Source organism: Micromonospora sp. AB353 (assembly GCF_049538395.1).
In the GTDB taxonomy this organism is placed as follows: Bacteria; Actinomycetota; Actinomycetes; order Mycobacteriales; family Micromonosporaceae; genus Micromonospora; species Micromonospora aurantiaca.
Genome location: NZ_JBMVFV010000122.1, coordinates 1 through 11,779, shown reverse-complemented (window position 1 = coordinate 11,779; position 11,779 = coordinate 1). Strand labels below are relative to the sequence as shown.

At 73.7% G+C, this 11,779-nt stretch carries 14 protein-coding genes and 1 pseudogene; 9 read left to right on the top strand and 6 right to left on the bottom strand.

Annotated features, from left to right (window positions below; all coding sequences use genetic code 11):
* Nucleotides 1-128 precede the first annotated feature (128 nt).
* Complete coding sequence (locus ACPCK6_RS28110; RefSeq protein WP_396881014.1) at nt 129-782, bottom strand: NADPH-dependent F420 reductase; 654 nt, start codon at nt 780-782, stop codon at nt 129-131.
* A gap of 139 nt (nt 783-921) precedes the next feature.
* Here ACPCK6_RS28110 and ACPCK6_RS28105 point away from each other — a divergent pair, with 139 nt between their 5' ends.
* Nucleotides 922-1,500, top strand: a complete 579-nt coding sequence (locus ACPCK6_RS28105) for a TetR/AcrR family transcriptional regulator (RefSeq protein WP_318335827.1) — start codon at nt 922-924, stop codon at nt 1,498-1,500.
* Between the two features lie 45 nt (nt 1,501-1,545).
* On the opposite strand, the gene ACPCK6_RS28100 is transcribed toward ACPCK6_RS28105, so the two are convergent.
* Nucleotides 1,546-2,352, bottom strand: a complete 807-nt coding sequence (locus ACPCK6_RS28100) for a DUF3109 family protein (RefSeq protein WP_318335826.1) — start codon at nt 2,350-2,352, stop codon at nt 1,546-1,548.
* Nucleotides 2,353-2,426: 74 nt separating this feature from the next.
* Here ACPCK6_RS28100 and ACPCK6_RS28095 point away from each other — a divergent pair, with 74 nt between their 5' ends.
* Entirely contained in the window at nt 2,427-3,371 is a 945-nt protein-coding gene (locus ACPCK6_RS28095) for a Ppx/GppA phosphatase family protein (protein WP_135242189.1), read from the top strand.
* A gap of 75 nt (nt 3,372-3,446) precedes the next feature.
* Nucleotides 3,447-4,253 (top strand): sugar phosphate isomerase/epimerase family protein, encoded by an 807-nt coding sequence (locus tag ACPCK6_RS28090; protein ID WP_013288771.1) that lies wholly within the window; start codon nt 3,447-3,449, stop codon nt 4,251-4,253.
* 97 nt (nt 4,254-4,350) lie between these two features.
* Here the strand turns inward: ACPCK6_RS28090 and ACPCK6_RS28085 are convergent, their stop codons facing one another.
* From ACPCK6_RS28085 to ACPCK6_RS28075, 3 genes are read right to left on the bottom strand one after another with little or no spacing between them, the layout of a single operon-like run.
* Complete coding sequence (locus tag ACPCK6_RS28085; RefSeq protein WP_396881015.1) at nt 4,351-4,917, bottom strand: CGNR zinc finger domain-containing protein; 567 nt, start codon at nt 4,915-4,917, stop codon at nt 4,351-4,353.
* A gap of 19 nt (nt 4,918-4,936) precedes the next feature.
* Entirely contained in the window at nt 4,937-6,103 is a 1,167-nt protein-coding gene (locus ACPCK6_RS28080; RefSeq protein WP_423482699.1) for a glutathionylspermidine synthase family protein, read from the bottom strand.
* A gap of 1 nt (nt 6,104) precedes the next feature.
* Nucleotides 6,105-6,380 carry a hypothetical protein gene (locus ACPCK6_RS28075; protein ID WP_269697715.1) on the bottom strand — a complete coding sequence of 92 codons (276 nt, stop codon included), beginning with the start codon at nt 6,378-6,380 and terminating at the stop codon, nt 6,105-6,107.
* Nucleotides 6,381-6,497: 117 nt separating this feature from the next.
* On the opposite strand from ACPCK6_RS28075, the gene ACPCK6_RS28070 reads away from it, so the two are divergent.
* Entirely contained in the window at nt 6,498-7,418 is a 921-nt protein-coding gene (locus ACPCK6_RS28070; RefSeq protein WP_318335822.1) for a proline dehydrogenase family protein, read from the top strand.
* A gap of 1 nt (nt 7,419) precedes the next feature.
* Here ACPCK6_RS28070 and ACPCK6_RS28065 read toward each other — a convergent pair whose 3' ends face one another.
* On the bottom strand, nt 7,420-7,824 hold the full coding sequence (locus ACPCK6_RS28065; RefSeq protein WP_396881017.1) for a VOC family protein: 405 nt from the start codon (nt 7,822-7,824) through the stop codon (nt 7,420-7,422).
* 76 nt (nt 7,825-7,900) lie between these two features.
* On the opposite strand from ACPCK6_RS28065, the gene ACPCK6_RS28060 reads away from it, so the two are divergent.
* The 5 genes and pseudogenes from ACPCK6_RS28060 to ACPCK6_RS28040 all read left to right on the top strand — a co-directional run.
* Nucleotides 7,901-8,695, top strand: coding sequence for an alpha/beta fold hydrolase (locus ACPCK6_RS28060; protein WP_423482698.1), 795 nt, complete (start codon nt 7,901-7,903; stop codon nt 8,693-8,695).
* Nucleotides 8,688-9,257: a TetR/AcrR family transcriptional regulator gene (locus ACPCK6_RS28055; protein WP_423482697.1), complete on the top strand. Its 570-nt coding sequence runs from the start codon at nt 8,688-8,690 to the stop codon at nt 9,255-9,257. The genes ACPCK6_RS28060 and ACPCK6_RS28055 overlap by 8 nt, the downstream gene beginning before the upstream one ends.
* On the top strand, nt 9,254-9,589 hold the full coding sequence (locus tag ACPCK6_RS28050) for a YrdB family protein (protein WP_423482696.1): 336 nt from the start codon (nt 9,254-9,256) through the stop codon (nt 9,587-9,589). Before ACPCK6_RS28055 ends, ACPCK6_RS28050 begins: the two co-directional genes overlap by 4 nt.
* A gap of 115 nt (nt 9,590-9,704) precedes the next feature.
* Nucleotides 9,705-11,348 carry a hypothetical protein gene (locus ACPCK6_RS28045; protein ID WP_423482695.1) on the top strand — a complete coding sequence of 548 codons (1,644 nt, stop codon included), beginning with the start codon at nt 9,705-9,707 and terminating at the stop codon, nt 11,346-11,348.
* A 28-nt stretch (nt 11,349-11,376) separates the two neighbouring features.
* Nucleotides 11,377-11,779: pseudogene (locus ACPCK6_RS28040) on the top strand (efflux transporter periplasmic adaptor subunit); the annotation flags it as partial.

Genomic DNA, 11,779 nt, shown 5'->3' with positions numbered 1-11,779 from the left:
GTCGGCCTACCCGGACCACTACGCCCAGTGGGAGCAGCAGGCCGCCGACCTCGTCGCCCAGCACTGGAACAAGTAACACCCGCAGTGAAGGCCGGCACCCCGACGAGGGTGCCGGCCTTCACGCGTTCTCAGCGCACGACCTTGACGTTGAACAGGGGAGTGCCCAGCCGGCCGTAGAGGCGCAGCCAGATCGGCAGCAGCATCTCGGTGCCCCGGGCGGTGGTGATGTCGCCCAGGTCGATCACGTCGGAGTGACCGAAGCTGGTGAGCAGGTCGACGACCACCTTCTTCGCCTCGGCATCGTTGCCGGAGACGAAGACGCTGTGGTCACCGTCGGCGAGCTGTAGCGGGTGCGTCATCAGGTCGGCGGTGAGCGTGTTCAGCGCCTTCACCACCCTGGTGCGGGGAAACGCCCGCTGAATCCGCTCGCCGAGCGAGTCGTCGTTGAGCACCGACAGGGTGGGCGGAAAACCCTTGCTGAAGTCGAGCGGGTTGGCGATGTCGAGCAGGACCTTGCCGGCCAGGTTCTCCGCGCCCGCCGCGTCGAGCGCGGGGAGGGATCCGTCGCCGCTGGTCGCATTCACCACCAGGTCGGCCTCGGCGGTGGCGTCGGCGTGCCCGGCCAGGGTGACGCCAGGATGGTCGGCGGCCCAGTCGCCCCAGTCGCCGGCCCGGGTGGCGGCGACGTCCCTGGTGCCGACGACGACCTCGTGTCCCAGCTCGGCCACGCGAGCGGCGATGGCCCGTCCCACCATGCCGGTGCCCAGTATGGCGATGCGCATGTCGAATCCGTCCTTCGGTCAACGGCGCGACCACGGATGCCACGCTCAATGGGACCGAGACTAACAGACAGGTCTGTCTAGTTGAAGGGTGAGGAGACGTACCTGTCTGTAGACTTCGCCGAGCGACTGAGGAGGAACAATGGCCCGCACGCCCGCCGGCACCGCCCGGGACCGCATCCTGGACACCGCGTTCCGGCTGTTCTATGCGTACGGACCGCGGGGCGTTGGGGTGGACACGGTGATCGCCGAGTCGGGCGTCGCCAAGGCCACGCTCTACAAGCACTTCCCGCGCAAGGACGACCTGGTCCTGGCGTACCTGGACAAGGTCGACCAGGCCTGGTCCGGCGCACTGCGGGCGGCGGCCGCGGCGGCCGGCGACGACGCGCGGGCGCAGCTCGTCGGGATGTTCGACGCGCTCGGCGGGGCCTGTCGTCGCGAGGGCTACCACGGCTGTGCGTTCATCAACACCGCGGCCGAGTCAGCGGCCGGCAGCCCGGTGCACGCCCGTACCGTCGCGCACAAGAACGCGGTACGGGCCTGGGTGACCGACCTGGCCCGGCAGGCCGGGGCGGCCGAACCGGAGTCGCTAGCCCGCCAGCTCACCCTGCTGCTCGACGGTGGCCTGGCCGCCGGGGTGCTCGACGGCGACCCGGCGGTCGCCGACGCGGCGAAGCGGAGCGCCCGCGCCCTGGTCGACGCGGCGCTGCGGGAGCGTTAAAAGGGGGCCCTTCCTCTACCGGAGGTGTTAAAAGGGGGCCCTTCCTTACTCGCTTGCGGGGTGTGGGGCGATCTGACCCTGGCGCTGCCGGGCGGCACAGAGCTCGGCCAGCTTCGCGTACGCGGGCGCGCCGATCAGCGCGGTCAGCTCCGGCCCGTACGAGACGTACATCGGCTCGGCGCCGACGTGCGCGTCGGTGGAGGACGTGCACCACCAGTCGAGGTCGTGCCCGCCCGCGCCCCAGCCGCGCCTGTCGAACTCGGCCAGCGTGGAGATCAGCACCTTCGTGTTGTCCGGCCGCTTGTGCCACTCCTGGTCGCGGCGTACCGGCAACTGCCAGCAGACGTCCGGCTTGTATTCCAGCGGGTGCACCCCGTCGCGCAGTGCCTGGGCGTGCAGCGCGCAGCCGCCCCCACCGGCGAAGTCGGCGTCGTTGAGGAACACGCACGGTGCGTCCACGTCGCGGGTGGCGGTACGCCGGGCCGGCGTCTTGCCGTCGACGGTGTCGTTCTCGGTCCAGTTCTTGAACCCGCGCCGGAAGTGCTGCCACGTCTCCGGCGTCAGTCGCTTCACCGCCGCCCGGACGCGCTTCTCGTCGTCGGAGTCGGTGAAGAACGCGCCGTGCGAGCAGCACCCGTCGGCGGCCCGCCCGGCGACGATGCCGTGGCAGCCCTTGCCGAAGATGCACGTCCAGCGGGACAGCAGCCAGGTCAGGTCGGCGCGGACGACGTGCTTCGCGTCGGCCGGGTCGACGAACTCGATCCACTCCCGTGGGAAGTCCAGCCCGACCTCGCGGCTGCGCGGGTCCTCGGGGTCGTCCACCAGCACGTGAAGCTCGATCTGCCCTGTCACTCGGACCAGCGTACGCGCGGTGACCCCGCCCGGCCGCCGAGCCGACGAAACGTGTTGGCCCTAGTGTCTTCCCCATGCGACTGGGTGTCCTCGACGTCGGTTCCAACACGGTGCACCTGCTGGTGGTCGACGCCCACCACGGCGCGCATCCCTGGCCGGCGCACTCGGAGAAGGTGGTGCTGCGGCTGGCCGAGCAGATCGGGCCGGACGGCGCGCTCACCGACGGCGGCGCGGACGGCCTGGTCAAGGCGGTCGGCATGGCCCGGGCGGCGGCTGACGGGCTGGGCGCCGAGGATCTGCTGGCGTTCGCGACGAGTGCGGTCCGCGACGCCACGAACGCCGCCGACGTGCTGGCGCGCGTCCGCGACGAGACGGGCGTACGCCTGGAGGTGCTCTCCGGCGCGGACGAGGCGCGGATGACGTTCCTGGCGGTGCGGCGGTGGTTCGGCTGGTCCGCCGGGCGGCTGCTGGCGATGGACATCGGCGGTGGCTCGCTGGAGCTGGCCGCCGGCATCGACGAGCACCCGGATGTGGCGATCTCGCTGCCGCTCGGCGCGGGGCGGCTCAGCCGGGAGCGGCTCGCCGTGGATCCGGCCGGCACGGCGCCGCCGTCGGCCGAGGCCGTGGAGGAACTGCGGGCGTACGTGGACGCGCAGCTCGACCCGGTGGTGGAGCAGTTGACGGCGGTGGGCTGGGAGCGTCCGGTCGCCACCTCGAAGACGTTCCGCACGCTGGCCCGGCTGGCCGGGGCCGCGCCCTCGGGTGCGGGTCTGTGGGCGCGTCGCAGCCTGACCCGGACCGGGCTGCGGCAGGTGCTGGGGTTCGTGCGGCACATCCCGCCGGCCCAGCTGCCCGAGCTGGAGGGGGTCAGCGCGCAGCGGGCGCACCAGCTCCTCGCCGGCGCGGTGGTGGCGGAGGCGGTGATGCGCCGCCTCGACGTGGACTGCGTGGACATCTGCCCGTGGGCGCTGCGGGAGGGCGTCATCCTGCGCCGGCTGGATCAGCTCGCGCCGATGTGACCGTACGAGCGCTCTGGGTTGCTTTGCGGTTGCTCGTCCCGATGCTCGCTGGCGGTTGGGGATACCCTCGAAGGCGTGACTTACCGCGTTCCGGTGCTCCTGTCCACGTCCTCGGTCTTCCCCGAACGGACCGCGGCGGCGTTCCAGCTCGCCGCCGAGCTCGGCTACGACGGCATCGAGGTGATGGTCTGGACCGACCCGGTCAGCCAGGACGCGGGCGCGCTGCGCGGCCTCGCCGAGCACTACGGCGTCCCGGTGCTGTCGGTCCACGCCCCGTGCCTGCTCGTCACCCAGCGGGTGTGGAGCCCCGACCCGTGGGAGCGGCTGCGGAAGGCGGCCGAGCTGGCCGAGACGCTGGAGGCGCCCACCGTCGTGGTGCACCCGCCGTTCACCTGGCAGCGTGACTACGCGCGCACCTTCGCCGACGGGCTCGACACGATCGCCGGGCAGTTCGGCGGCCTGCACTTCGGGGTGGAGAACATGTACCCGGTGCGGATGGCCGGGCGGCAGTTCGTCCCGTACGCGCCGGGCTGGGATCCGACCGAGATCGGGTACGCCTCGTACACGCTGGATCTGTCGCACTGCGCGGCCTCGCACACCGACGCGATGGCGATGGCCGACCGGATGGGTTCCGGGCTGGCGCACGTGCACCTGGGCGACGGCACCGGCGAGGGGCGCGACGAGCACCTGGTGCCCGGCCGCGGCGGGCAGCCCTGCGCGGAGATGCTGCGCTCGCTGGCCGGACGGGGGTTCACCGGCTCGGTGGCGGTGGAGGTGACGACCCGGGGTGCGAAGAGCCGCGCGGTCCGCGAGGCGGACCTGCGGGAGTCGCTGGAGTTCGCCCGGGCCAACCTGACCGCGCCCTCCCCGGTCGACGTCTGACCGGCACGCGCCGCCCCGGCCGCTCGCGCACGGCTGGGGCGCCGCCTGCGGATGCGGCGGCGCACGTCGGCCCGAGGGCCGGGGAGTGCGCCGGAGGTCAGCTCACCGGGGACAGCGGCTGTGCCGGGACGGTCTGCTCACCGACCGCGGCGCGCTTGCGGGCCCGATGCGCTGCCACGTGGGAGCGGGTGGCGCAGCGCTCGGAGCAGAACCGCCGGCAGCAGTTGGACGAGGTGTCCAGGTAGACGTTGCCGCAGCGGTCGTCGGCGCAGACCCCGAAGCGGGCGCTGCCGTACTCGCACAGCCACACCGACAGGCCCCAGACCGCGCCGGCCAGGTATTCCGACGAGACCGAAGCGCCCCGGCTGGTCACGTGCATGTGCCAGTCGGAGGAGTCGTGCCCGGAGATGCGCGGCTGCACCGGGAACGCCTCCAGCAGCGCGTTCAACTCCGCCACCGCTTCGTTGTCCCGGCCCGAGGTGCCGTACTCGAAGACGTCCCGGAGGCGCTTCTGCGCCCGCCGGAAGATCGCCAGGTCCCGTTCCGCGACCTCGTCGCGCATCCAGCCCTGCTCGTCCGAGAAGACGGCCCGCAGGCCGTCCAGGTCGTCCAGCCGGGCGTTGACGAGCTCGACCCCGGTCCGGGCGTACGCGTCGAAGTTCACGACACCAACGGTAGACGACTCAGAGCACACGCGGTGCGTCGATGTAGTGGGGCAGGAACCGCGCGTAACCGTCAGTGATGAGGCTCTCGCTCTCGCGGACCCCGGCGCCTGCCGAATCGCCGTCCACGATCCAGCTGCCGAGCACCGTCCGGTTGCCCTCGAACTCGGGCAACGCGCGGAACTCCTGGAAGCAGAAGCCCTCGTCGCCGTAGATCCCCGGGTTGGTGATCTCCGTGTCGCCGGTCACGATGCGTACCGAGCCGCCCTCGCGGCCGAGCAGCGGCTTGGCCACGTAATCGGTCATGCCGCGCGGCGAGTCCAGGTACGCGGGCAGCAGGTAGTCGTGCCCCGGGTACATCTCCCAGAGCACTGCCAGCAGCGCCTTGTTCGACAGCAGCAGCTTCCACGCCGGTTCGATCCAGGTGGTGGGGGTGCCCGGGTCGAGCGCCGGCCGCCCGTACGGCTCGGCCAGCATCCACTCCCAGGGGTAGAGCTTGAAGCAGGTGGTGATCGGCCGGTCGTCGGCGTCGACGAAGCGCCGCCCGTCCCAGCCGACCCGCTGGATCGGCATGAGCGTCACGTCCAGCCCGGCCTGGCGGGCCGTCTCGGCCAGGTAGCCGGCGGTGATCTGGTCCTCGCCCGACTCCTCCTCGGAGGACCAGAGCACGTGCGCACGCGGCTCGTGCAGCCCGGCGCCGATCTTGGCCCAGGCGCCGACCAGCCGTTCGTGCAGGCTGTTCCACTGGTCCGCGTCCGGGCGGGTGTGCTCCAGCCAGTACCACTGCACGATGCTCGCCTCGACCAGCGCGGTCGGGGTGTCGGCGTTGTACTCCAGCATCTTCGGCGGCCCGCTGCCGTCGTACCAGAGGTCGAACCGGCCGTAGAGCGTCGGCGGGGACTCCCGCAGCGAACGGGCGACCGCCTCGGCGGCCCACTCGGGGATGCCGAACTCGGCGTACCGGCGGCGGGCCACCACGTGCTCGGCGGCGGCCACCGACATCCGGTGCAGCTCCTCCGTGGCCTCCTCCAACCGGAGCACCTCGTCGAGCGTGAACGAGTACGCGGCCGTCTCGTCCCAGTACGACATGATCTCGCCGTCGGGCAGCTCGGTGTCCACGTACACCAGGCCCTGGGCCCGGATGGTCTCGTCCCAGCCGGGGCGCGGCGTGCTCGCCTCGCGGCGCACGTCAGCCGCCGCAGGAGGCGAGGTGGGTGCCGAACCCGCCGCGCTCGGGCAGCGCGGCGGTCGGGGCCGGTTCGCCGCGCGTGGCGGTGGCCGGCGCGGGCACGAGCAGGGCGACCGCGACGGTGTCGCCGCCTCCGCCGGCCGGTCCGAGCGCGCAGTCGTCATCGTCGTCGTCGTAACCGTTGTTGCAGCCGGAGAGCGCGAGGGCCAGCGCGGTCAGCGCGCCGAGCTGCACGGAGGCCGAGCGGAGCCGGCGCCGGGGGTGTCGTCGATCCACGTGAACGTTGTAGCCGATCCCCGCCAGCCGGGGGTGCCCGGGCCGGGCTGGAGGACGGGAGGGGCGGGCCTCGGACGCACCCGGCGAGGGCCCGGTGGTGAGCGTTACGCTCGGCTCATGCTCCGTTCCGTCATCCTCGCCGCCTCCCGGTCTTCCCAGGTGGAGCGGCTCGTCGCGACGGCCCCGTTCACCCGGGACGTCGTCCGCCGGTTCGTCGCCGGCGCCGCCACCGACGACGCGCTGCGCGCAACCCGCGAGCTGGTCGCCGACGGCCAAGCGGTCACCCTCGACTACCTGGGCGAGGACACCACCACCCCGGAGCAGGCGAACGCCACCCGGGACGAGTACCTCACGCTGCTGAGCCGCCTCGCCGCCGCCGGGCTCACCCCGGCCGCCGAGGTCAGCGTGAAGCTGTCCGCGCTGGGCCAGATGTTCGACGAGCAGCTCGCGTACGACAACGCGCGGGCGATCTGCGCGGCGGCCGACGCGGCGGGCACCACCGTCACGCTCGACATGGAGGACCACACCACCACCGACTCGACGCTGGACATCCTGGCGAAGCTCCGCAAGGACCACCCGGGTACTGGTGCGGTGCTCCAGGCGTACCTGCGGCGGACCGAGTCGGACTGCCGGGAGCTGGCCTCGGCGGGGTCGCGGGTGCGGCTGTGCAAGGGCGCGTACAAGGAGCCGGAATCGGTGGCGTACCAGTCCGCCCGCGAGGTGGACAAGTCGTACGTGCGCTGCATGAACGTGCTGATGTCCGGCGACGGCTACCCGATGCTCGCCACGCACGACCCGCGCCTGATCGCGATCGGCGAGGACCGGGCGCGCTGGTTCGACCGCGACCCGGGCCGGTTCGAGTTCCAGATGCTCTACGGCATCCGCCCGGAGGAGCAGCAGCGCCTGGTCGGCGAGGGTTACACGGTGCGGACGTACGTCCCCTACGGCGACCAGTGGTACGGCTACCTGATGCGGCGGCTCGCGGAGCGCCCGGCCAACCTGGCGTTCTTCGGCCGCGCGGTGCTGTCGAAGAAGTGAGTCAGTCGTTCGACCAGGCCCGGGTGCACAGCACGAGGCGGTAGCCGTCCGGGTCGGCGAACGTGACACCCCACCTGTCCCAGTACGGGCCGGCGGAGACCCTGGTCCCGCCGGCCCGTTCCAGTCTCGGGACCAGGTCGTCGTCGGCCGGGCCGTCGAGGTAGAGCACGAACAGGTCCTCGCCGGTGGGACGCGGCTCGACCGTGAGCGTCGCGCCGCCGACCAGTTCCAGGTGCCAGCCGGCCCCGGGCAGGCCGAGCATCACCAGGTCGTGCTCGTCCGCGTGGCCGCCCTCGCTCCGGTAGAGCACGTCCAGGCCGAGCCCCTGCGTCCAGAACCGTTCGGCGGCGGCGAGGTCGCGGCTCGGGCGGGCGAGGCGTACGTGCGAGTCGGCGGTGATCGGCATGCTCGGGATCGTGCGACCTCACCTCGGGTTGAGGTCAAGCTTGACGAGCTTGGCTAATATAATTAGCTTCTCGGCTATGACAGTTAGCCGAGTGGTGCGGGACGGCGGCACGATCACGTACGAGGTGCACGGGTCGGGACCGCTCGTGGTCCTCGCGCACGGCATGGGGGAGAACCGGGCCGCCTTCCGGCACCTGACGCCCCGGCTCGTCGCGGCTGGCTACCGGGTCGCCTCGGTCGACGTCCGCGGGCACGGCGACTCCAGCCCGCACTGGCCCACGTACGCCCCCGAGCACGTCGGCGGTGACCTGCTCGCCGTGGTGCGGGCGCTCGGCAGTGAGCCGGCCACCCTGGTCGGCAGCTCGTCCAGCGCCGCCGCGGTCGTCTTCGCCGCCGCCGAGGCGCCCGACCTGGTCAGCGGCATCGTGCAGGTCAGCCCGTTCGTCGGCACGCCGAAGCCGAACCCGCTGATGCGGGTGGCGCAGGCGGCAGTGCTGCGCAGCCCTCGGCTGTTCGGGCTGTTCCACCGCACGCTGTTCCCCTGCGGGCGGCCGGCGGACGACGCCGCGTACCGCAAGGAGCTGGTCGCCAAGCTGCGCGGCCGGATGGCCGCGGTGCGCGGCGTGATCGCCCCGGCCGACCCGCACTGGACCGCCCGGGCGCCCGAGGTGCGCCGGCCGGTGCTGGTGCTGATGGGCACGAAGGACCCGGACTTCCCTGACCCGGGCGCCGAGGCGCGGGCCGCGCGCCGGCTGTTCGCCGTGGCCGAGGCCCGGATGGTCGCCGACTCCGGGCACTACCCGCACGCCGACCAGCCCGACGTCACCGCCGCCGACCTGGTCGAGTTCCTGGCGGTGACCGCGCGTGCCTAGGGCCGGTCTGACCCCGGCGACTGTCGTGCGGGAGGCCGCCGCGCTCGCCGACGACGTCGGCTACGAGAAGCTGACCCTGGCCGCGCTCGCCGCCCGGCTCGGTGTCGCGCTGCCGAGCCTCTACAAGCACGTCCGGGGCGCGGACGCGCTGCACCAGAAGCTCGCCGTGCTCGCCACCGCCGAGATCGCCGACGTGCTCACGGCCGCCGCCGCGGGTCGCTCCGGCGGCGACGCGTTGCGCGCCGTCGCCGCCGCCTACCGGGAGTACGCGCGGCAGCACCCCGGCCGCTACCCGGCCGCCCAGCGGGCACCCGACCCGGCCGACCCCGACCACCTGGCCGCCGGGCAGCGCGCGGTCGGCGCGGTCCGCGCCATCCTGCTCGGGTACGGCCTCGACGGCGACGCCGCCACCGACGCCATCCGGATGTTCCGGGCCGCCGTGCACGGCTTCGTCGCCCTGGAGGCGGCGGGTGGATTCGGGCTGCCCCGCGACACCGACCGTTCCTTCGGCGAGCTGATCGCCGGCCTGGACCGCGCCTACCTCTCCTGGGAGAACCGATGAAGGCCCTGCTGCTCGGCGTGATCTTCCTGCTGGAACTGGTCCTGCTGGGCTCGGCCGGCTACTGGGGCTTCACGCTCGACGCCGGCTGGCCGCTGCGCCTGCTCGCCGGACTCGGCGCCCCGCTGGTGATCGCCGTGGTGTGGGGACTGTTCTGCTCGCCGCGTGCCACAGTGACGCTGCCCGACCCGGCCAAGCTCGCCGTCCAGGCCGCCTGCTTCCTGACCGGCGGCGTCCTGTTGACCTTGGCCGGCCACGCAGCCCCCGGAGCGGCCCTGGTGGCCCTCTGGGCGGCCGACAAGACCGCGTTGACGCTGACCGGCAGCCCGATCTGAGAGATCTTGGTACGAACCGGTCCCTATCAGGGCGCTTTCGTACCAAGATCTCGGGGCGAGGCGGAACACGGCGGGACTCTTTCCCGGAACGCCCGATTGGTCGTACCCTTCGCCGGTGACCGACGGCGACGAGCAGCCTCCCGGCCGGACGGCGGACAGCGACGAGCCTCGCCCCACCGTCGACGCCGCCGACAAGGCGGGCACCGCCGACACGAGCGCCACCGACGTCAGCGCCGGCCCCGACCGCGCCGACGCGAGCACCGCTGACGTCAGCGCCGCCGAAACCAGCGCCGCCGACGACCGGTCCGCCGACGCGAGCGCCGCCGACGTCAGCGCCGCCGCCGACGCGAGCGCTGACGACACCCGCGCCGAAAACGCCGCCACTGCCGCCGCCGTCGACACCATCGCACCGGCACCGGCACCGGCACCGGCACCGGCATCCGCACCGGACGCGGCGTCGTTGCCGTACCCCGTACCCCTGGCGCAGCCGGACCCGGCGCGGACGCGGACGGTGCGGCAACGGCGGCGGTGGCTGCTCTGGACCGCGCTCGGACTCGCGCTCGGCCTGGTGGCGGGCGCGGTGCCCGGCGTACTCCTGCGGGAGTCGGCGCCCGACGCGGCCGGGCGGCCGGCCGCGAAGGACGACCCGGGCACGGCGGCGCAGCGGCGGCTCGGCGAGCGGATGCTCGCGCTGCTGGACCGGCAGGCCGTCGCGCTGGTCGGCGCGGACCGGGCCGGCTTCCTCGCGGTCGCCGAGCCGGCGGCCCGGCCGGCGCTGAGCCGCCGGTACGCGGCCCTGCGGGCGCTGCGGGTCACCGTGTGGCGGCCGGCGGCCGACGGGGTGCCGGAGGCCGTCGAGGGGCGGCCGGGGGAGTGGCGGCAGACGGTGACTGTGGGCTACTGCTTCGTGGTGCCGGACTGTGCGCCGAGCACCGTGGAGCTGGGCGCGCGCTGGCGGCTGGCGGGGGAGGAACCCCGGCTGACGGCGCTGGAACCGTCCGAGGCGGACCCGGCCGGGGTACGGCCGTGGCAGGCGAACGACCTGGCCGTGACGGTCGGCAAGCGGGTGGTGGTGGCCACCACGCCGGCCCAGCGGCGCAGGCTGCCCGGCCTGCTCGCCCAGGCGGAGACCGCCGCCCGGGCCGCGGACCGGTACGCGATCGGCGGCCGGCCGCCGGACCGGTATCTCGTCTACTACGCCGGGAAGGGCGAGTGGCAGCGCTGGTACGGCGGCGGGCGGCCGAAGTGGACGGCCGGCTACGCGGTGGGTGTCGGCGGTGGACGTCACGACGTCGTGCTGAACGCCCAGATCGTCACCCCGGCCGGCCTCGACGACCTGCTCCGGCACGAGCTGACCCACGCCGCGTCGCTGCCCGACCGGGGCTACGCCGACCGCGCGGACTGGTGGCTGGTGGAGGGGCTGGCCGAGTACGCCGGTGCCGACGGCCAGCCGGTGCACCGCTACGACGGCCTGACCGAGGTGCGGAACCTGGTACGCGGCGGCTGGTCCGGGCGGCTGGACGAGGTCGCGCCGGCCGACGACGCGAGCGACGACCGGGTCGGCGGCGCGTACGGCGTCGGCTACCTGGCCGTACGCCATCTGGTCGACAGGTACGGCGAGCAGCGGATGCTGGACTTCTACCGGGCCGTCGTGCACCAGGGCCGGACCTCGGAGCAGGCCGCCGACGAGGTGTTCGGCGACACGTGGTCGATGCTGCACGACGACTGTGTGGCCTACGTGCGGGCCGTCGTCGGCTGAACGTCGACACCTGTCGACGGGTCGTAGCATGGGCCGGGTGGCCCGCACTCCCTCGCCGCGGCTGCCCGCGGCCCGCCGCCCCCGTCTCGTCACCGCGGTGCTCGCCGTCGTCGCGCTGACCGGCACGACCGCCGCGTCCTGCGGCGACGACGCTCCGGCGGTGACAGTCGCCGAGGTGGGCCGCGCGCCGGTGAGCGAGGTGATCGACGCCCCGGCCACCGTGACCGCGCGCGCCGCGGCCACCCTCACCGCGCCCGCCGACGGCACGCTCACCCGCCTGCGGGTGCAGCCGGGCCAGCGGGTGACCCGGGGGCAGGTGCTCGCGGTGATCGACTCGCCGTCGGCCCGGGACCGCCTGGCGAAGGCGCGGGACGCGTTGCGCGCGGCGAAGCGGGCCGGGCGGGGCACCGGCACCGGCGACCTGGGCGGCA